This is a genomic window from Arthrobacter sp. FW305-BF8, from assembly GCF_021789315.1.
In the GTDB taxonomy this organism is placed as follows: Bacteria; Actinomycetota; Actinomycetes; order Actinomycetales; family Micrococcaceae; genus Arthrobacter.
Map to the genome: position 1 here is coordinate 1,303,514 of NZ_CP084561.1, position 20,197 is coordinate 1,323,710.

The 20,197-nt window shown below is 64.5% G+C and carries 17 protein-coding genes; 7 read left to right on the forward strand and 10 right to left on the reverse strand.

Going from position 1 to position 20,197, the window contains the following annotated elements; all coding sequences use genetic code 11:
* Positions 1 to 82: 82 nt before the first annotated feature.
* Together LFT45_RS05850 and LFT45_RS05855 are read right to left on the reverse strand one after the other, a co-directional pair.
* Entirely contained in the window at positions 83 to 1,528 is a 1,446-nt protein-coding gene (locus LFT45_RS05850; protein WP_236807427.1) for an SLC13 family permease, read from the reverse strand.
* A gap of 46 nt (positions 1,529 to 1,574) precedes the next feature.
* Positions 1,575 to 2,693: a PrpF domain-containing protein gene (locus LFT45_RS05855; RefSeq protein ID WP_236807428.1), complete on the reverse strand. Its 1,119-nt coding sequence runs from the start codon at positions 2,691 to 2,693 to the stop codon at positions 1,575 to 1,577.
* Between the two features lie 220 nt (positions 2,694 to 2,913).
* On the opposite strand from LFT45_RS05855, the gene LFT45_RS05860 reads away from it, so the two are divergent.
* Positions 2,914 to 3,873, forward strand: coding sequence for a LysR family transcriptional regulator (locus LFT45_RS05860; RefSeq protein ID WP_236807429.1), 960 nt, complete (start codon positions 2,914 to 2,916; stop codon positions 3,871 to 3,873).
* 105 nt (positions 3,874 to 3,978) lie between these two features.
* Here LFT45_RS05860 and LFT45_RS05865 read toward each other — a convergent pair whose 3' ends face one another.
* Positions 3,979 to 4,452, reverse strand: coding sequence for a DUF4383 domain-containing protein (locus LFT45_RS05865; protein ID WP_236807430.1), 474 nt, complete (start codon positions 4,450 to 4,452; stop codon positions 3,979 to 3,981).
* A gap of 275 nt (positions 4,453 to 4,727) precedes the next feature.
* On the opposite strand from LFT45_RS05865, the gene LFT45_RS05870 reads away from it, so the two are divergent.
* On the forward strand, positions 4,728 to 5,516 hold the full coding sequence (locus LFT45_RS05870; protein WP_442863617.1) for a hypothetical protein: 789 nt from the start codon (positions 4,728 to 4,730) through the stop codon (positions 5,514 to 5,516).
* Here the strand turns inward: LFT45_RS05870 and LFT45_RS23270 are convergent.
* Positions 5,505 to 5,639: a hypothetical protein gene (locus LFT45_RS23270; RefSeq protein ID WP_272912760.1), complete on the reverse strand. Its 135-nt coding sequence runs from the start codon at positions 5,637 to 5,639 to the stop codon at positions 5,505 to 5,507. The genes LFT45_RS05870 and LFT45_RS23270 overlap by 12 nt on opposite strands.
* Before the next feature lie 205 nt (positions 5,640 to 5,844).
* On the opposite strand from LFT45_RS23270, the gene LFT45_RS05875 reads away from it, so the two are divergent.
* Positions 5,845 to 6,942 carry a TerC family protein gene (locus LFT45_RS05875; RefSeq protein ID WP_236807432.1) on the forward strand — a complete coding sequence of 366 codons (1,098 nt, stop codon included), beginning with the start codon at positions 5,845 to 5,847 and terminating at the stop codon, positions 6,940 to 6,942.
* A 69-nt stretch (positions 6,943 to 7,011) separates the two neighbouring features.
* On the opposite strand, the gene LFT45_RS05880 is transcribed toward LFT45_RS05875, so the two are convergent.
* Positions 7,012 to 7,941, reverse strand: coding sequence for an NADP-dependent oxidoreductase (locus tag LFT45_RS05880; protein ID WP_236807434.1), 930 nt, complete (start codon positions 7,939 to 7,941; stop codon positions 7,012 to 7,014).
* 93 nt (positions 7,942 to 8,034) lie between these two features.
* Positions 8,035 to 8,841, reverse strand: coding sequence for a FadR/GntR family transcriptional regulator (locus LFT45_RS05885; protein WP_236807436.1), 807 nt, complete (start codon positions 8,839 to 8,841; stop codon positions 8,035 to 8,037).
* Positions 8,842 to 8,936: 95 nt separating this feature from the next.
* Here LFT45_RS05885 and LFT45_RS05890 point away from each other — a divergent pair, with 95 nt between their 5' ends.
* The 3 genes from LFT45_RS05890 to LFT45_RS05900 are packed head-to-tail and all read left to right on the forward strand — an operon-like array spanning position 8,937 to position 11,992.
* Positions 8,937 to 9,815 (forward strand): carbon-nitrogen hydrolase family protein, encoded by an 879-nt coding sequence (locus LFT45_RS05890; RefSeq protein WP_236807438.1) that lies wholly within the window; start codon positions 8,937 to 8,939, stop codon positions 9,813 to 9,815.
* Positions 9,816 to 9,825: 10 nt separating this feature from the next.
* Complete coding sequence (locus LFT45_RS05895) at positions 9,826 to 11,175, forward strand: APC family permease (RefSeq protein ID WP_236807440.1); 1,350 nt, start codon at positions 9,826 to 9,828, stop codon at positions 11,173 to 11,175.
* 34 nt (positions 11,176 to 11,209) lie between these two features.
* Entirely contained in the window at positions 11,210 to 11,992 is a 783-nt protein-coding gene (locus LFT45_RS05900; RefSeq protein ID WP_236807442.1) for a carbon-nitrogen hydrolase family protein, read from the forward strand.
* Between the two features lie 266 nt (positions 11,993 to 12,258).
* Here LFT45_RS05900 and LFT45_RS05905 read toward each other — a convergent pair whose 3' ends face one another.
* Entirely contained in the window at positions 12,259 to 16,218 is a 3,960-nt protein-coding gene (locus LFT45_RS05905) for a helix-turn-helix domain-containing protein (RefSeq protein WP_236807444.1), read from the reverse strand.
* 159 nt (positions 16,219 to 16,377) lie between these two features.
* Between LFT45_RS05905 and LFT45_RS05910 the strand changes: the two genes are divergently transcribed.
* Entirely contained in the window at positions 16,378 to 17,766 is a 1,389-nt protein-coding gene (locus LFT45_RS05910; protein WP_442863600.1) for an MFS transporter, read from the forward strand.
* Positions 17,767 to 17,786: 20 nt separating this feature from the next.
* Here LFT45_RS05910 and LFT45_RS05915 read toward each other — a convergent pair whose 3' ends face one another.
* Genes LFT45_RS05915 through LFT45_RS05925 form a run of 3 tightly spaced genes read right to left on the reverse strand, consistent with a single transcriptional unit; the run spans position 17,787 to position 20,088 of the window.
* The gene (locus LFT45_RS05915; protein WP_236807446.1) at positions 17,787 to 18,803 is read right to left on the reverse strand and encodes a TDT family transporter; all 1,017 of its coding nucleotides are present in this window, start codon (positions 18,801 to 18,803) and stop codon (positions 17,787 to 17,789) included.
* Positions 18,800 to 19,324, reverse strand: coding sequence for a PaaI family thioesterase (locus LFT45_RS05920; RefSeq protein ID WP_236807449.1), 525 nt, complete (start codon positions 19,322 to 19,324; stop codon positions 18,800 to 18,802). Before LFT45_RS05920 ends, LFT45_RS05915 begins: the two co-directional genes overlap by 4 nt.
* 47 nt (positions 19,325 to 19,371) lie before the next feature.
* Complete coding sequence (locus LFT45_RS05925; RefSeq protein WP_236807451.1) at positions 19,372 to 20,088, reverse strand: SDR family oxidoreductase; 717 nt, start codon at positions 20,086 to 20,088, stop codon at positions 19,372 to 19,374.
* Between the last annotated feature and the right edge of the window lie 109 nt (positions 20,089 to 20,197).

A 20,197-nucleotide genomic window follows, 5' to 3' on the forward strand; every position in this document is an offset into this window, starting at 1 on the left:
TTGCCGGATGTGTATCCGGCAGTCCTGCCTGCCGGTGGTCACCGGCTGGCAGAAACCCTGGTGTGTTCCCTCCGGAAGGGGATCACATGATGCCGGTGGGTACCAGCAGGGCCCAGGCCAGGGCGGGTGCTGCGAGGACCACGCCTCCCGCGTACATCATGAGCTGCTTGTAGACGCGCTGGCGATCGTTGTCCCGGGCGTTGGCGACGACGAGGGCGCCGTCGGTGGAGAAGGGGGAGACATCGACGACGGTGGCCGCGATGGCGAGTGCCGCGACGGTTCCCGAGGCGCTCAGTGAGCTCGTTGCCAGCAGCGGGCCGGCCATGGGGATGAACGCGGTCAGCAGTGCCGTGGAGGAGGCGAAGGCGGAGCCGACCCCGATGACGTAGCAGAGGACCAGTGCGATCAGGAGCGGTGCTCCCAGGGCGAGGGCCATCTCCGCGAGGGTGTCGATGACGCCGACGTGCTGGAGCAGGGAGACGTAGGTGATCATGCCCGCCACCAGCAGGACGGTGGACCAGGAAACACCGCTAATGAACGATTTGTGTTCCTTGATGTTGACGAAGGCCAGCAGGAGCCCGGCGGAGAGGGCAACGAATCCGATGGGCATGTGGAAGCCCAGGGTGCACACGAGGATCGCAGCGATCAGTGCGAGCGTGAAGATCTGCTGGCCCTGGGGGCGTCCCACGCGGGGCGTGTCCAGGCCGGCGTACTCGTTGGCGTGCTGGTCGCGCAGCTTGCCGAGGAGGGCGAACAGGACGATGGTCAGGGCGGAAAGGATGAAATTGAGGGCGAAGCTTGCCGTGAACAGTGCGCCCTGCTCGATGGGGAATCCGTTTTTCACGGAGATGTCATGCACCAGCACGCCGGCGACGGACAGCGGGGAGAAGCCGCCGGCGTGGGCTCCATTGATGACAAACGCGCCCATGAGGACCGGGTGGATGCGTGATTCGTAGGCAAGTCCCAGTGCTGCCGGGGCCAGGAGTGCGACGGCGGCCGGGGAGAAGGTGCCCAGTGCCGTCAGTGCGGCAGCCATGAGGAAGAACACCCACGGCAGGAGCATTGTCTTGCCCCTGACAAGGCGCACGCAGGTCTGGACGATGATGTCGATGGACCCGTTCCGCTGGGCCATGCTGAAGAAGTAGGTGACGCCGATGATCGTCAGGACGATGCTGGCCGGGAAGTCCTCAAGGATCTGCTTGTCGGTCATTCCGAGCATGAAGTAGCCGACGCCGAAGGAGGCAACCAGCCCCATCACGCCGATGTTCAGCGGCCATTTGGTGGCGACGACGAACATCACCACGAGGATGACGAGCGGGATGATCTGGGTGGCGGTCATGGTCGGCTCCGATTCCGAGGCGGCCGCGGGGCTGAACATGACACCCCCGAACAGGAGGGCGGCCAGACCCAGAATAGCGGTGGCGGCCACCGTCATCAGCAGGATACGGCGGCGACGGTTCGGACCCTGGGACTGTTCGTCGCGGGTGTCTGTATCCAGGAGTGCCGTTTGTTCTTCAGTCTTAGTCATGATGCTGTCTCCTCGTTGAGTGGCGCAGGTCAGTTGGTGGCCCAGCTCAGTTGGTGGCGCTGGCGAAGGAGGCGTCGACGGCGCTGCCGAGGGCCTCGGGGAGGTGGATGGTGGTGGTTGCGATGGTGCGGGCGGTCCGGTCGACGCCGACCAGCAGCGATCCGTCCCGTTCCTCACTCCAGGTTTCGATCACGCCGGCCGGTGTCTGCAGCCGCAGGGTGGGGCGAAGGGTGCTGCCGGTGATGCTGTTAAGCACAGTGCCCGGGGTGCGGGCGGCGAGGGTCAGTGCGATGCTGCCGGTGATGGCGAGCGCCGGGTGGGGCTTGCCCATCGAGAGCATCATGACGCTGACGTCGCTTTCCGAGTCTGCCTGGGCCGGTGAAGCTGCGATCGCCACCTTGGGGATGGCACGCGCCGCGTCGGTGGTGGTGGCTGCGAGCCCCATCCGCACTGCTGCCTGGCGGCGGATGTGCTCCAGCGTCTCCAGTTGCAGCTCTACCCCGGCGGACCAGCTGTGGTAGCGCTCCGGGTCAAGGCCCAGGTCCTCAGCCCGGAGAATGACTACCGGTGCTCCGGCGTCGACCATGGAGACGGTCCAGCGGGTTCCGCCGGCGGTGATGGTGTCCGTGGCAGATCCTGTGGGAAGCAGCTGGCCGGTGGTTTTGCCGGCCGGATCCTGGAAGCCGAGCCCCACCCGGTACCCGGGGAACGGCACGCCGGGCATCTGGGCCTGCGGCACGATCGGCAGGGCACCGGACGGCGTGGACACCCGCTGGATGATGATCTGGCCGGTGTTGGTGTTGCGGGTGACGATCCGGGTGACGTCGCCGGTGGGCACCACCCAGCCCTTTTCGATGGCGTACAGGCCCACCACTGCCGAGCAGTTGCCGCAGTTGCTGCCCCAGTCCACCGCGGCCTCTTCGATGCCCACCTGGGCGAAGGTGAACTCGACATCAACGTCATCATCTGCCGGGCGGTGAAGGATCATCGCTTTGCTGGTGGTGGACGTTGCCCCGCCAACGCCGTCGATCTGCCGGTGGTCCGGGCTGCCGAACAGCCGGGGAAGCAGCACGTCCGGGCTGGTTCCCGTCCCGCCCAGCTGTCCGGTTTCGAAGACCCAGCACTTGCTGGTGCCTCCGCGCATCCACTCCGCTTCGATCTTCATGATCCCGTTCCTTGCTTCTCGACTGCCGCGATGTGTTCGGGGCCTGTATCGAGATTGAGTCAGATCACAAATGAAGACAATGTTGGATTTCTGAACTACTGTGTAGTCCTTCTTCATTCACTGCAACTGCAGGCTTGGAAGTCGCCCCGGATCTCCTCTCAGACCAGCTAGTAGGCCTAAAGAAGCCGCACGAAATGCGGAGTCTGCATAGAATGAACCAATGGCGGAGAAGGGTGAAGCAGTGGTTAACGATGAAGCCCAAGATTTATTTGATATCCGGCGGCTGGCCCTGCTGGTGGAGGTCGTCGAGCAGGGATCGATCACTGCTGCGGCCGAACTGATGCTGTACACGCCCTCGGCGGTCTCCCAGCAGCTGCGGAAGCTCGAACAGGAAGTCGGGCAGCCTCTCCTCAACCGCCGCTCGCGCGGAGTGGTCCCCACGGAGGCTGGGCAGGTGCTCGCCGGCCACGCCCGCAAGATCATCGGGCAGATGCGGGCCGCCCAGTCGGACCTGGACCAAATCGCGGGACTCAAGCGCGGTTCCCTGACGGTAGGGACGTTTCCGACTCTCGCCGGGTCATTCATGCCCGTTGTCATCCGGGCCTTCAAGAAGAGGTACCCGGCGATTGGGCTCTCGCTGCGAAGTGCACGCTTCGAGGAGCTTGTTGATGACCTGCAGTCGGGAGTCACCGGGCTCTGCCTGCTGTGGGACTACCCCTGGAACCGCTTTCATGATGATTCCATCCGGATCACGGAGGTCTTCCAGGAAAGCACGGTCATCCTGGTATCGCGCGGACACCCGCTCGCCGACCGTGAAGAGATAAGAATGGAAGAGCTCCGGAAAGAATCGTGGATCGTGCGGGCCGAGGCCCACCCCGTGGTGGAGGTGCTGCAGCGCTCTGCCCATGAGGCCGGGTTCGAACCAACGATTGGCTTCCTGGCCAACGACTACCAGGAAGCCCAGGCGATGGTGAGCGTCGGAATGGGCGTGGCCATGGTGCCCAAGACCGCTGTGGCCCTGCAGCACCCTGACGTCCGGGTCATCTGCCTCGGCTCCGCCGCACCCCTGCGGCGGGTGCTGCTGGCCCAGCGCCAGGACAAGGTCTACGCTCCGGCGGAGGTTGCTTTCCACTCCACCCTGCTGGAAATCGCCCGCGAACATGCCGAAGACTACCTGTAACGGCCGCGGGGATCTTTGAACATGACGAAAGCCGTCCCCCTAGAGCAGATTGCCCGCTCAGGGGACGGCCGCCGTCGTCGGTTAATTCAGGACCGTGGGTCCGCGCTACGGCGTGGCGCTTCCCCTCGTCCGGTCCATGGCATCCCTGCCGAGCCAGAGGCCCAGGCCGACCATGGCCAGGCCGAGGATGAGGTGCAGCCAGTTGTCGGCGGTGTTGAACGGGACGAAGTTGGCGCTCCCGTCCATGTCAATGACCAGGCCGTAGATCCACAGGACGATGTACACGATGCCGCCGCCAAGCAGGAACCAGCGGGCCGACGAGGCCGTCCGGGCCATGGCAATGCCGGCCGCGCCGAACAGCAGATGGACGATGTTGTGCAGAACGGACACCTGGAACACCCCCAGCAGCATGGCGCCGGAGTCATGTCCGGCAAGGGTCATGGCGCCGTAGTTGGTGGTGGTCCCGGGGATAAACCCGAGGACGCCGACCAGCAGGAAAACCGCACCAAGGCCCATGGCGGTGTTGTGAAGGGACAACCCCATCGCGTGGTGGTGGGTGGGGTGTGAAGCGGTAGTCATTAGTCTCCCTCTCACGCGGGTTACCGGTTCTTCAGGTGGAGAACCGGCCGCGCGGCAGGAGTCGCAGGAATCCTGCCGACGTCCACAGCCTACTCCTGAAAACCGCGTGTGTGCAGGGAAAAGTGGCTTCCGAGAGCGTGCAAATCGACCGGGCAGGCGATGAAACAACGGCGCCGCGCAACCCAATAGCATTGGTACCTGGAAGGGCCGGACGGCGGTGCCGTCATCGGCTGGGGCAATGACACGGTCAAGGCCGTATGGGGTTGGTGGATACGATGCGACCGGGAACGGCGGACAAGCGAAGCGCGCGGCCTGCAAAGAGGAAACGCGAGTCAGGGCTTGGCTACTTCATCCTTGGCAGCGCCGTCTTTCTTGGCTCGCTGGCGTTGGTCCTCTTTGGACGGATCGAGCCAACCTGGCCCGTCTTCACAGCGCTGGCTGCTGGAATCACGCTGGGGATCTGGCTCTTTCGGTTCGGCTCACGCCACGCGTGGGTGTCCATGCTGTGTCTCTTCGGTTCCCTGGCCATGTGTCTGATCCTGGGGATTAACGTCAATTCGGCAGCGGGCATCGCGTGGATGGGAGGTTTCGTTGCGGGAACGAACCTGGGAACGGGGTGGAGGCTGGCAATCGGAAGCTCCAAGCCAACGGCGGCGTGGACGGTGAACGGGCACGGGTTCAGCACCGCGGCGGAGGCCCGGAATGCGGCTGCCAGTGCATTGATTTCCCTGGACGGGCGTGCACGCGCGCACCTGGCAGTTGAGCATCGGGCGGCCCGTTTCGAGGTGGCCGGAAGTGCGGCATCGGGGCTAGTGTGCCATCGAAATCCGAAGGCCGGGCAGGTGGGGTCATGGGCGGTGTTGGTGCGGCCCGGGCAGGTGGCGGACGAATCGGTGGATGTGCCGATGGGCCCGGTGACGGGTTTCATTCCTTCGCGGTTCGTCAATGACCTTGGGCCCGTTGAGGCAGCGCTGGCGGATTTCCTTGGGAATCCGGGGTCCGCGCCTTCGGGTCAGGAATGGATGACGGGCGAGAACGCCATGGACATGCGCCTAGGTTCCTAGGCGATCTGCCGCCCCTGGCGTTCCCTCCGCCAGCCCCATGAACATGGTCCGGTGCAGGATGTCCACGTGCTTCCGTGAGATTTCGACGGCGGTGTCCCCGTCGTGGGCGCGCAGCGCCGTCACCAGCGCGACAGTTGGTGGAACTGCTCGTCAGCCTGGTGGTAGCCGCCCGCTAATCAGTTACGATTTAACCCATCAAGGGGAGTACTCCCGTCAGCGAGTGGCCCGTCAATACGGATGCAGCGATGCATCCCGGGCCGCCGGCTCCGGTTCATCCGGGCGGAGGAGACCTTGGCGCATGTCAACGCCTACCCCTTTGGAGCCCACCATGCAGGTAACCCCTCTGGTATGGATCATCACCATCGCCGTGACCATCCTGTTCTTCGTCTACGAGTTCTTCGCCCACGTCCGCAAACCCCACGAACCGTCGATCGGCGAATCGGCGCGCTGGTCGGCGTTTTACATCGGACTCGCGCTGCTGTTCGGCGTCGCGATTGGAATGGTGGCGGGCTGGACGTTTGGCGGCGAGTACTTCGCCGGTTACCTCACCGAAAAAGCCCTGTCCGTCGACAACCTGTTCGTCTTCCTCATCGTGATGACAGGGTTCGCCGTCCCCAGGAAGTACCAACAGAAGGTGCTGATGGTGGGCATCATCATCGCCCTCATCCTGCGCGGCGGCTTCATCGCCATCGGGGCCACGCTGATTGAAAACTTCTCCTGGGTGTTCTACATCTTCGGCGCCCTGCTGCTCTTCCTCGCGTACCGGCAGGCCTTCGGCGGCCATGACGGCAACCCGGCCGACGGCAGGTTCATGACATTCGTGCGCCGCGCCCTGCCGGTCACCCCGGACTACCACCGGGACAGGCTCACTGTGAACCTGGACGGCAAGCGGTTCGTGACGCCGATGCTGCTCACCATCATTGCCATCGGCTTCGTGGACCTGATCTTCGCGGTCGACTCGATTCCCGCAATCTACGGCCTGACGGGCGAGGCGTATATCGTCTTCACCGCCAACGCTTTCGCCCTGATGGGCCTGCGGCAGCTGTTCTTCCTCATCGGAGGACTGCTGGAACGCCTGGTGTACCTCGCGCAGGGCCTGGCCGTCATCCTGGCGTTTATCGGTGTGAAGCTGGTCTTCCACGCCCTGCACGTCAACGAGGTGTCCTTCATCAACGGTGGCCAGCCGCTCCTGTGGGTGCCTGAGATCCCCATCTGGTTCTCACTGCTCTTCATCGCTGCCGCCATTCTGGTGGCCACGGTGGCCAGCCTGGCCAAGACCCGCAGCGGCCAGGTTGGCGACGGCGGCGGGGGTGCCCTCGGTGACAGAGCGGTCCATGAAGACACCTCCACGGCGGCCGTGGCGTACCAGGATGCGGACGCTGGCGTGGGGGAGGACACGGACAGCACGGCCCGCAGCAGGCGGTAGCCTCCGGCCGGCTAGCCGCGCAGGATGTACGACGGCGGCACCAAGGCTTGGGTGCCGCCGTCGTCCGGATTAGGAACCCTGTTCCACGGCAACGATGATCTTGCCGCGGGTATGTCCCTCCATGTTGGACCGGAAGGCATCCGCGGCCTTTTCCAGCGGGAACACTTCGGCAACTTCAACACGGATTTTCCGGCTGTCCACCAAGTCGGCCAGTTCCTGCAGGTCGGCGCCTACGGGGCTGACCCACATCCAGGTGCCGCCATGCTTCTCCGCTTCGCTGTCGGCGATCGAAGCATGCCGGCCTCCTTCGGCCAGCACCGCCAGCGTTGCTTCGAGGTTTCCGCCCACGAAGTCGGCAACGACGTCCACGCCGTCAGGGCGCAGCGCGCGTACGCGCTCTGCGAGCCCGTCCCCGTAGGCAACCGGCTCGGCACCCAGGGAGCGGAGGAATTCGTGGTTCTTCTCCGAGGCGGTGGCAATGACACTGGCGCCCAGGGCTGCGGCGATCTGGATGCCAAGCGACCCCACGCCCCCGGAACCGCCGTGGATCAGAACAGTTTCGCCCGCCTTCAGGCCCAGCCGGTTGAGGACCTGGTAGGCGGTCAGCCCGGCCAGGGGCAGGCCCGCCGATTCGTTCCACCCCAGCGAGGCAGGCTTCCGCGCCAGGACCCGCTCCGGCAGCGCGATGTACTCGGCAAAACTTCCGCCGTGGACGTAGTCCTTGCGGCCATAGGCGATGACCTCGTCGCCAGGCTTGAACTGCCGGGCATCAATGCCTACCGACTCCACAACCCCCGTCACGTCCCAGCCGGGGATCACGGGAAACTCCAGGTCCATTGCCGCGTCCAGGTAGCCGGCCATGATCTTCCAGTCCACCGGGTTCACTGCGGCTGCCTTGACCCTGACCAGGACCATTCCGGGCCCGACTTTAGGCATCGGCCGATCGCCGTATTCGAGGACGTCGGGGTTTCCGTATGTGCTGTAAGTGACTGCCTTCATGCTTGCCACAACCGCGTGGCCGGACTTCGCTATTCCGGATCCGGACACGAAGTGTTGTATCGCACTGGGCGGCAAACCCGGTATCGGACTGGTTCAGGCGGGCGCAGGTTGGGATCCACCCTGTGCCAGACCCATGAACATGGTCCGGTGCAGGATGTCCACGTGCTTGCGTGAGATTTCGACGGCGGTGTCCGCGTCGTGGGCGCGCAGCGCCGTCACGAGCTCGATGTGGTCGCAGTTGGACTTGTGCAGCAGCTCAATGGGGTAGGGGATGAAGTAGGCATAAAGCTCGGCCAGCGTCTCGTGATAAATCCCGACGGGGGTCCCCAGACAGGACGCCGTGCCCACCAGTTGGTGGAACTGCTCGTCAGCCTGGTGGTACGCGGACCAGTCCGTGGACGATGCCATCTTCCTGGTCAGCTGTTCCAGCTCGTCCAGCTGTTCAGCCGTTGCGTTGGCAGCCGCGTAGTGCGTTACCGCGCATTCGAACAGCAGCCGCCGGTCCACCAGCCGGTTCACCGCCTGCGACTCGGCCGGTGAAGCCGTGAGTTCCGCCAGCACATCGGGCGGCGGCTCGTCCGCCACGAAGGTTCCGCCGGCCCGTCCTCGGCGGCGCACCACCACGCCCTGGTCCGCCAGGCTCGCCAGCGCGCGCCGGGCAGTGATCGGGCTGACGGACAGTCCCAGCGCCACGTCCTCCTGGTCGGGGAGGCGCTCGCCGGGCTTCAGCAGCCCCAGCGAGATGGCCATCCCGATCCGCAGCCGCACGGCGTCGATGGCACTCCGGCGGTCGATGCCGGCCAGCGCCCCGGAACCGATGCGGGAAGCATCAGTGCGGGAAGCGCCGGCGGGGCCGCCGGGAGATACGGGGGAGGCGCTGTCCTCCAACTGACGGGTCATATCCGCTACTTTACGGCCCATCCGCAGCCCCTTCCCATAATTGGATCATTCTGATCTAATATAGCTCAGATCACATCCCAGCTCGGAGAAAACCCATGCAACGAATCCTTCCCCTCATTGCTGCCCAGGCCAGGCCGCGGCTCATCGGCGAACCCGTCGCGGCCTTCGCGGACGAGGTCACCGCTGCCCTCAAGACCAAGCCGGACAGCAAACTGGTGGTCTTCCCGGAGCTCCATCTCTTCGGCGACGGCACCCCGGACCGGCAGCGCACCGAAGCACTGCAGGGCTCCGCCGAACCGCTCGATGGCCCAAGAATCAAGGAACTGCAGCAGCTCGCCGCAGACCTGGGCATCTGGCTGGTCCCCGGCAGCGTCTGCGAGCGCGGCCCGGAAGGCCAGCTGTTCAACACCCAGCTGGTCCTGTCGCCGGAGGGGGAGCTCGCCGGCTACTACCGGAAGATCTTCCCCTGGCGCCCGTTCGAGCCCTACGATCCCGGCGACCGGTTCACCACCGTGGACCTGGCCGGCATCGGCAGGGTGGGCCTGAACATCTGCTACGACGCCTGGTACCCGGAGGTGTCCCGCCAGCTCGCCTGGATGGGCGCAGAGGTGATCCTCAACGTCGTCAAGACCACCACGCCGGACCGGCGGCAGGAACTGGTGCTGGCCAAGGCGAACGCCATCGTGAACCAGGTGTTCGTGGTCAGCGTCAACTGCGCCGGCCCCACCGGCCAGGGCAAGAGCATCATCGTCGACCCTGAGGGCAACACCATCGCCGAAGCCGGGGACGACGCCCCGGTGCTGCTGGCGGCGGACCTGGACCTGGCCGCCGTCGGGCATGTCCGCACCCACGGGACGGAGAACCTCAACCGCCCCTGGTCCCAGTTCCGGGACGGGGAGGCCGCCGTCGAACTGCCCGTCTACCAGGGCCGGATCAATCCGCTGACCTGGACGCCCCCGTCCTTCAATGCCTAAGGAAAACCACGTGACAACTACCCTGACCCGCACGCTGAAGCTGCCGTCGCTGGTGCTGTTCGGCCTGGCGTACCTGACCCCGCTGATTGTCCTGGCCATCTTCGGCCTGATCGCCGAGACCACGGGCGGGGCGGCGCCGTCGGCGTACCTCGTGGCGATGGTGGCCATGCTGTTCACGGCCCACAGCTACGGCCGGATGGCGGTGGCCTACCCGGTGGCCGGCTCCGCGTACACGTACGTGCGCCGGTCCATCGATCCCCGCGTGGGCTTCCTGGTGGGCTGGGCGATCCTGCTGGACTACCTGTTCCTGCCCATGGTGATCTGGCTGATCGGCGCCTCCTACCTGAGCGCGCAGTTCCCGGGCGTGCCCATGTGGCTGTGGATTGTCGGCTTCATCCTCATCACCACGGTCCTGAACATCCTGGGCATCAAGGTGGCGGACAAGGCGAACTACGTGCTGATGGCGTTCCAGCTGCTGGTGATCGTGTTCTTCGTGGCGCTGGCCGTCGGCAACATCGTGTCCGTCTCCGGCCCTGGCGGCCTGGCCAGCACGGAGCCGTTCTTCAACGGCACGTCCAGCTTCGCCACCATTTCCGCGGGAGCGGCCATCGCGGCGTACTCGTTCCTGGGGTTCGACGCCGTCACCACCCTCACCGAGGAAACTGTGGACCCGCGGCGGAACGTGCCGCGCGCCATCATGCTCATCGCGCTGATCGGCGGCGGCATCTTCGTGGCCGTCTCCTACATCACGCAGCTGGTGCACCCGGGCGGGGTGTTTGAGGACTCGGCGTCCGCGGCCAGCGCCATCGCCCTGCAGATCGGCGGGCAGGTCTTCGGCGCGGTGTTCCTCGCCGGGCTGGTGGTGGCGCAGTTCGCCTCCGGCCTCGCCGCGCAGGCCAGCGCCTCCCGGCTGGTCTACGCCATGGGCCGCGACTCGGTCCTGCCCAAGGCCATCTTCGGCCGGCTTAGCGCGAAGTTCCACACGCCCGTGGTGAACCTGGTGATCACCGGCATCGTGGGCCTGATCGCGATCTTCCTGGACGTGGCGACGTCGACGTCGTTCATCAACTTCGGCGCCTTCACCGCCTTCACGCTGGTCAATGTCTCGGTGGTGTTCCACTATGTGCGCCGACGCCGGGCGGGGGAGCAGCTGAACGCCGTCGCCTACGTGGCGGTCCCGGCGGTGGGCGCCATCGTCTGCGCCTACCTGCTCTCCCAGCTGGACAGCAACGCCATTACGCTGGGACTGAGCTGGCTTGCTTTGGGGATCGTAGTGCTGGCACTGATCACCCGGGGCTTCCGCGCCGCGCCGCCGGAGATGACGACGACGGAGAAGGCCACCGTGGAGGCCGCCGCCTAGGTTTGTATTGGATTATGGGACGGAAGGGACTGGCGTGAGGATAGCCCTCGGGCAGCTTGAATCCGGCACCGACGTCGCGGCGAACCTGGCCGCCATCGACCGGTTCGCCGCTTCGGCGGCCGCCGACGGCGCCGCGCTGGTGGCCTTCCCGGAGTACGCCACGTACGAGAAGAAGATCGTGGATGCTTCGTTCCCGGCGGTGGCCGAGCCGCTGAACGGCCCCATCTGCCGGGAACTCGCCGCCACCGCGGCCCGCCACGGGATCGCGCTGGTGGCGGGCGTGGTGGAAACGTCCGACGAGGAGGGCCGGGCGTACAACACCCTCGTGGCGTTCGGGCCTTCCGGTGAGTGGCTGGCGGTGTACCGGAAGATCCACCTGTTCGACGCGCAGGGCTTCGGGGAGTCGACCTACATCAAGCCGGGACCGTCCACCGAGCCCGTGGTGTTCGAGGCCGGGGGAGCGCGGTTCGGGCTGATGACCTGCTACGACCTGCGGTTCCCGGAGCTGGCCCGGTCCCTGGCCGACGCCGGCGCGCAGGTTTTGCTGGTCTGCCCATCATGGGTGCCGGGCACGCACAAGACGGAGCAGTGGCTGGCGTTGAATGCGGCGCGGGCGATCGAGAACAGCGTGTACGTGGCAGGGGTGTGCCAGGCCCCGCCGGTCTCCGTCGGGCGCAGCTTGCTGGTTGACCCGATGGGGTACGTGGAGGCGGACCTCGGGCTGGAACCGGGCGTGCGGGCGGTGGAGGTTTCACTGTCTACTGTGGCACGGGTGAGGGAGCAGTTCCCCATGTTCCGGCAGCGGCGGCTGGGGTAGGGGTGGTAGGGCGGTGCCATGCCGAAAATCTCACGCACTTCGTCCTGCTGACGTCACGCCGTGAACGGTACGACGCCTGCGAGTCCCGAGCTTGGTCCCGTGTAGCAGGCCACCTAGCATCATCCGTAGGTCCTTTTGCCCGATGCTAAGGGTTCGTTCTCTGCTGATCAGGGACAACCTAAATGGGGAGAGGCCAGCCCGGCAGGGGCAGGCCTCTCCGACATTAACCGTGAGAAGACCACGAGTAGGTCGCAACGCCTCCCGTTTTAGCCGTCATCGCCCATTCTCTCGGCCTTGGAGTCGTGGCGGCGAGCATCCTGTTGGTAGCTGTCTGCGATGCCGCGGAGCACGCGCGCAGTGCGCGGCCACCGAGTGGAAATCTTTGTCGCCATCTCCCGATACTTCTTTTCGAGTTCGCGCTCTTGGTCTCCCCCGTCAAAGACACCTCGGGTGGTAACCCCACGTTGATTGATCTTGCCAATGTGCAGTCCCGTGTCTAGCCGTGCGTTGCCGATGTTTTCGATGATCTCTCGGACGGGTTCCGCGGGCCAGACGCCATCGGCGCCTACGGGACTTGATGCGAGGACTTGGCCGATCTGTTCATCGCCGATCGCAGCGCGCTTGCTGTCTGAGAAGGCGAGTCGGGCGCCTCGCACCCAAGCAGTCAGGTGAGGGCCGTCGATGGTGCCGTCTTCGGCGAGACCCGGAAGGGTATGCCAGTTGTGAAGAACGCTGAATGACAGATGAGCGAACGCGTTCTCTTGAGCAGTAAGCGACCGCTGGGGGTCGTCATCGCCACGGTAGAGGGCATTGATCATGCTTACGAAGTCGCTTGGTTCCGTTCCCAGCGCCCGGTAGAGCGCCGCCGAGGGTTGGTGATCATGTAGCAGTTCAAAGAACACGAACTCATACCCTGGAAGGTCCTCGTCGTCGTAGAAGTGCTGCTCCATGTACGTCAGGACATTGCCGAGGTAGTAGCTACTCATAGTCGTGTCTTGGATGGGGCCGGGCCCATTCCTGAGCGCATTAAGGACCATCTTGACGAGGCCAACGCCAGGTTGGCAGTTGTCGTGAAGCATGTCACTGAGGAGTTCTACTGCTTCCCATGGGCGATCGTGCTTGACGAGCAGATCGATTGCTTCTGCGCGCTCTTCCGTGGCGGCGTAGCGATGTTGCGTTCGTTTCCAATATGCTGCCTCGAGATCCTTGGCGAGGGTGGCAACCTCGGTCCAATATTGCTTTGCGAAAGGGACGGCTGCCATGAGTGTTTCCTGTGATGGCGCTTCCCTCAACGCAGGGCTGGTAAGCGCAGACTTGACCCAGGAGAAGCCTTCAAGATTGATTTTGTCGCTGGCGAAGGTCAAGGCGGCATGTCTCAGGTTTTCGTCCTGAGTGCTGAGCCAGGCGAGGATCGCCTCCTCGGGGGCGTCATCCCTTGCCGAGAGCATTCTGCCGATAATGTGAGGAGTTTTCACCTCAAGCGTCAACGCGGCCAACGCCCCCGCGCCAAGTGTGAGGACCTCTTCGAGGGCCTCGTTTCGTAACCGGGCGAGTTCAACGTCGTAGCCTTCTTCTCCCCACTTGTAGTTAGGGATACGAGGCCGCCAGTCAAAGAGATTCGAGAATCGGCGGGCGTCCCGATCAGGTGTCAGATCATCAGCAACAGCACGAAGAAGCGTCACGTCGTCGGCGGACATGGCCCACTCGGCCTCCGCATACTCTTCGTGTTTGTCTGCCTCGCCGGTCAGTGCTTCCCACATCGCATACCTTTCTTCCTCCTTCCAAGTGTCGGCGCCGACAGCCTCACGAAGCTTTTGGATAACCACACCCCGCCCATCAGTGGGCAACGTAGCGATTTTCGGAAGCAATTCCAGCCAGCGTTCCGTGCTTGTGCCCACCTCACCCATGGCGATGGCGGCAAGCCTGTGGACGAAGCGGCCCCAGTCTGCGTAGGTCACTGATTGCCTGACGGGACTCCAATCGCGATATGTGGGCGCGTGAGGAGGGAATGCGGTCGCGTGGTTCTGGGGCCACACTCCCATAAGGAGTTTCCAGCCAACGCCCGGCTCGCGCTGAAGGATCCGCTCGACCACCGCGAGTTTGTCGTCAACCGTAGCCCCGCTTTGAGGAAGCCAACCCGTTACGACCGTCTGAAGGCTCGCGATCGGACGGTTGCTAAGCCGACCTCCGGGATCGATCGAGGAGAGTTGACCGAGCAGCAGCGCCGCTCGGCCGAAATGAGAGGGCGACCAGCAAAGCGTCTCCATTGCCCATAGAAGGCTCGGGTGAGGGGATGACGGACCGAACACGTCCTGCGCTTGATCCCTAAACATAGTGCCGAGGACAGGGTTCGGTTGCTCAAGGTCAAGCTCGACGGCGTCAAGAAAGACTTCAGGAGACGCTTCGGCTAATGCGGGCAGGGAGCCAGCCAGCCGGGCCCAGATCTCGCCGGACGCGTCGGCGTTGGCGGTAGTAAGCAACCCCTGGACGATCTTTTCCACGCGGCTTTGCATTTGCAGGTCGGTTGGAAGTTCGCCTTGGCTCGCGGCCGAAAGCGCCAAGCCGTTCGAAAGTCCTTTCTTCAGGATATCCGAATAACGCGGCGTCGTGCCGTGCGCACTCGCTGTCATGCGGCTAAGGGCGTCCATGCCTTGGTAGGGATCTGGTTCCAGCAGAACATCCACAACCACCTCACCCCAACGGGCCAAGTCGTTGGTCGTCAACGTCGGCAGGAGGAGGAGGGCCGCCTCTGCTGGCGATGTCAGCCTCCACGTGCCTCCCGAGCGGACAAAAGGGGCATCGCTACGACCGGCCAGACTGGTAAGGAGTCGCTCTATTTCTTCCGGTGCTCGCCCAGTCAACTTCTCCAAGGCGAGGAGGTCATCTTCATATCCTGACCACGATCCGGCCAATACAAGGGGCGCAAGAATGCCAGCAGACTCGGGCTTAGCTGCCCACTCCGGTTTGCGGAATCGTGGCTCAATTGCGATAGAACGGATAAGAGCAGCCATACTGCGACGGGCGAGAGCCACCATTGCTTCCGCCTTGTCCGAGTCGGAAACTATCGCCTTCAAAGCCTCGCGAGCGGCAACTCGGTCGATCTTCCGAAGCTCGACTCCCTTACCGGGGCGAACAATGTCGTCGGCCCCGGCGATCAGGACGACACGATGTCCACCGTTTACCGTCGCTGCAAGGTCTGGCTCGCCCTCAAATAGCGGCACAAGGATCAGGGGAACCGGCGACTCGACCATCCGTTGCCACGCGGCTTTATCAGTAACCACGACGGTGCGGTAAAGAAGCTCGTCATGCGTTGCCAATGCTGAGAAAAGGAAGGCCAGAGCGTCGTCCTGCCACTGCGCTTTCAGCGTCACGATCGCATCGCCCTGCGCTGCACCCGTCAACACGGCACGCAGCTCTTCGGCCGGGACTGAACGCCCGGCCGCGAAGAATTCGGGAGGAAGCGCGATGTCGGTGCGCCCCTGGAACGACTTCCACCACCGTTCGATGGTCTGAGCGTCGCGGGGCCGGTACCCGAGGCGCTCGGAAATCCAATAGTGCACGGAAGGAGACGCTAGGAGCCACCCCTCAAGGCGGTGCCCGTCGACGGCCACAACACCGGCGAACTTTGATTCCGCCGCACGCTCCGTTGCCCATCCCTTCGCTCCTGCCCAGTTGCGGGGTGTCGCGAACACGAACACCGAGCTCGCGTCATTAGGGAGTGACTCTACGCGCTTGTCGTAGTCGCTCTGCGCCTTGCCCTTCGAGTTGGCTTCGGTACCGAACTCGAAACGCAGCTCACCGGACGGGAGATAGGTGCTTCCGGTGGATGTCGCTGTGCCGTCCCATCCGGGCGCGGCCCCACCTTCGTGCGCCCGCACGTCGACGTTGGTGATGCCCGGGGTCACGGCCAAAAGACGGCGGATCAGTTCCGGAAAGGCTCCCTTTGCGTCGTCCCGTGCCGCCCAACTGTGAAGTTCGTTAGCGCTGACCAGTTCGGGCCCATCAGCCCGAAGGGCGGGGGCTACTGATGATGTGCTTTCGCCACGATTCTTGAGAAGACGCTCGACCTCCGCGCGGGCGAAACGATGCTGCGATGAGCCCGGCAGACGTGCTGACGTGAGCGTGCCTCCTCTCACCCAGTTCCTGACGGTGTTCTCATGTACACCGAGCAATGCGGCCGTCTCCCGAACATTCAAAAATGGCCTACTCTTCTTTTCACTACTCATGACAACATCGTATTACGTTGTGGACTTTGTGTACATGTCGGTGGCCCGTGAGTGCGCGTGGCATTGGCGCCAAGCAAGATCGGCTGCCCGTCCTTCAACCCGCGCCGACACCCTCCGCCCAGTTGGGGAGTTAGCGCACCTGTAGGACAGACTGTTGCCGTGAGCAACTCTCCCCGCGCCAGTAGCCAGACCCGCCAGCGCACGGGCTTCGCCGTCGCCGGCCTCAGCTTGGGCACATCGCTGAACCCGCTGAACTCGTCGATGATCGCCGTTGCCCTGGTGGTGCTGCGCGAGGACTTCAGGCTCGACGTCGCAACGGTCACCTGGGTGATCACCGCCTTCTACATCACCTCGGCCGCGGGCCAGCCGCTGATGGGGCGGCTTGCCGACAGGTTCGGGCCGCGGAAGCTCTTCATGCTCGGCATGGGGCTCGTTATCGTGTCATGCGCGCTGGCGCCCTTCTCGCCGAACTTCGTGTTTGTCTGTATCGCCCGCGCGCTTATGGCGCTGGGGACGGCCACGGCGTATCCGAGCGCCGTCGTCATGGTCGGCGCCCTGGCCAAGTTGGCCGATACGACTTCAACAAGACCGCTCGGTCGGATCCAGATGGCCAACACGTCCGGGGCCGCGGTGGGTCCGGTAGTGGGCGGGCTGCTCGTAAGCCTGGTCGGCTGGCAGGCGCTGTTCCTAATCAACGTGCCGCTGGCGTTAGCGGCCCTGCTCATCGTGCGGAAGTACGCCCCCGCGGACCAGAGGCGGGAGCAGGGCAGCATCTCCACCCTCCTCCGCGACTCCGACATCCCCGGCATCCTCGCATTCGTGGGCAGCATGGTGCTGCTGCTCATGGGTCTGCTGAATGCCCTGCCCGGCCTCCGCTGGTGGCTGCTCGGCGGCGCCATGGTGTTCGCCGTGCTGTTCGCCTGGCGCGAGCTGAGCTTCAACCGCCCGTTCCTGGACCTGCGGCTGCTCGGCAGGAACAGGCCGCTGCTGTTGGTGTATCTCGGCTTCACGGTGTTCAGCGGCGTCTACTATTTCGCGTTCTTCGGGCTCCCCCAGTTGCTGCAGGAAGCCGCGGGCTACAACCCCGGACTGGTGGGCGTGCTGATGCTGCCGCTTGCGGCCATGTCGGTGGTCATCACCCCGCTCGCCGTGAAGGCGATCGACAGGTTCGGCGTCCGGCGGGTGCTGATTGCCGGCGTCGTACTCCTTGCGGTGGCGGCAGCGGCACTCTGGCTCCTGACCGCGTCGTTCTTCGTCCCGCTGGTGCTGGTGCTGACCGCCCTGATGGGGGTGCCGTACGGGTCGGTCAGCATCGCCTCCAACCAGGGGTTGTACATCTCCGCCGCGCCGGAGGACAGGGGAGTGGCGGCGGGGATCTTCCAGACCTGCCGGTACGTCGGTGCCATCAGCGCGACCGTGATGATCGGTATCTTCTACGGCACCGGGGTCAACCAGGAGAACTGGGGTCGGATCGTGCTGGTCATGCTGGCGCTGAGCGCCGTGACGTTCGTGGTGTCGCTGCTGTGGCGGGAGCGGAAGACGGCGTAATCGTCCCGGCGATGGTGTCGTCAGCGGCCTGCGCGGCCGCTTCGGCGTGGATTTCCTGCCGGCACGGTGCGAGCTGCAATGACCAACGTAAAGGCTGTTGCAAGGCCCAGTATCGTCCAGGCGTAAATTTCCCGGCCGGGGAGGTCGGTTGTTGCAAGCCAGCGCATGGAATAGTTCGCGGTTGCACCAACTGGAAAGGTGAATACCCAGAACATCGGCGTGAACGGAAGCTTGCGGTACTCGGGGAGGAGCATGACCTGCATCAGCGCCATGATCACCAGCACGCCTGAGAGGGCGAGCTGCACTGCCCCCACGGGTCCCGGATGTGACACCATCCAGGCGATATTGGCCGTTGCAGGCGCAGCCAGATAGGCGGACAGTCCGATCTTGGCGGCTGGCGGCAGCTCGCCGCCGGTCATCAGGCGCACGGTGACGACGGTTCCCATGAGCAGCCAGAAGAACGCGCCAATGCCAAACGCGGCCATGGCCGCATCGAGCGCGTGGATGCTTGAGAATCCGATGCTGGCAACGAAGAATCCGGGCACCACGGGCAGCAGGTAGCCGGGATGGATGGCCTGCAGGGATACCCCGCCGGTGACCCAGTGGGCGAGGAGTTGGGCAGCGACGATGGCAAGTGCGGCAATGAAAGCCGTACACAGCCAGGCGCCCCACGGCGGCAGATACTGGCTGTAGTGCGCCGAAAGCAGGACCCCCACTAGCGGTATGAAGGCCGCAAACGGCCCTGCCAGTTCATGTCTCAGGTCGGCCCTGAATGTTCCTTTTCGGCGAAGGCCGCGGAACACGTAGAGGGCGGTCAGAACCAGCCACAGAGAGCCGGCTGCTCCGAACAGGATTTCCTCCGGCCACATCGGGGATCCGAGTGTGCTCCTCGCGGCGGACCAGCCGCCGCCGAGACCGGCAAGCCCCAGAGGAATGCCGAAGCGGCTCAACGCCGGCATTCCCGAAGGGCCGGCCGGGGACAGGACGCGGTCCTGGGCGGCTGGCGCCGGCGAAGCAATGGTGCCGGTATCAGTCATCTCGTCTGTCCGCCCGGTTGGTGGGGGAAGATGAGCAGCGTGCTCGTGGCGGTTGCCAGGAGTTCTCCGCCGGCAGTACTGAGGCGGCCTTCGGTGAATACCACCCGCGGGCCGGATTTCACCACCGACCCCTCTGCGCGAAGTGCACCCTTCTGGAGCGTGATGGGCCGCAGGTATTTAACTGCCAGATCGATGGAGGTGTATCCGATCCCGGCTTCCAACGTACTGTGTGCGGCGCAGCCGAGTACCGTGTCGAGGAGCGTGCATGCAAGCCCGCCGTGCACCATCCCGAGGGGGTTGTAGTGCGCTTCTCCCGGCCAGCACTGGAACTCGACGTGTCCGTACGTCGCATTGACCAAGTCAAAGTTCATCAGGGAAGCGATCGGCGGGGGCGCAATGCTGCCGTCGCGGAGGCCGGCAAAGTAGTCCAGGCCCGACAGCCGTGGCAGCTGTTCGAGCGCAACGGCCGGATCCGTCCAGGTGAAGGTTTCCGAGCGCTCCGCTGAGGCGTTGGCTGACACGGTGGTTTCCTCCTAGGTTCTCTGCAGGTCTTCAGGGTTTGTCGCGGTCATGCCGGGGCGTTGGCTGCCAGGGCCGGGTACAGATCCGCGATCGGACCGGACAGGCCGAGCTTCACGCCAGCGCTGATGTCGTCCACGATGACCTCGTAATCACCCTGCTCGAGCCCGTCGTACGACTTGCGCGCGACTTCCTCGGGGGAGGTCTTCGGGGCATCGACGCCCTTGGCCATGGCTGTGTCGATGTAGCCGACGTGCACACCAGTGACCTGTGTGCCTTGCGGGGCCAGTTCTACGCGGAAGGAGTTGGTGGCCGACCACAGCGCGGCCTTGGATGCGCTGTAGGCACCGGTCAGGGCGATCCAGCTCAGCACCGAGTGGATGTTGAGTACCGCTGATGCCCCGCTGGCGGCGAGCACCGGCGCGAATGCCTTGGTCAGGGCGACCGGTCCGAAGAAGTTGGTCTCCATGACTTCACGGAGCTCCGCGTCGGATAGGGCCAACAAAGTGTCCGATTCGACGCTCATGCCGGCGTTGTTGATCAGGACCGTCACGTCCTGGGCCTGGGTAACGGCGGCCCGGATCGAGTCCGCGTTGGTGATGTCGAGGGCGAGAGGGACGATTCGGGCGTCGCGCCACTCTTGCGGACGTCGGGCTGTGGCATACACCTTCGCGGCGCCCCGGGCGAGGGCCTGTTCCACGAGCTCGCGGCCCAATCCTCCATTCGCACCGGTGACAAGAACGACGGCGCCAGATAGCAGTGGCATGGTTTCTCCTGGTATTGGATCAGGCGGCGACGCGGGGTGCCGCGGCCTCAGAATCTCAGGTTAGCCGAGTTAGTTGGGTTTTCCAACTGACTGTATGATTGGAGAAAGT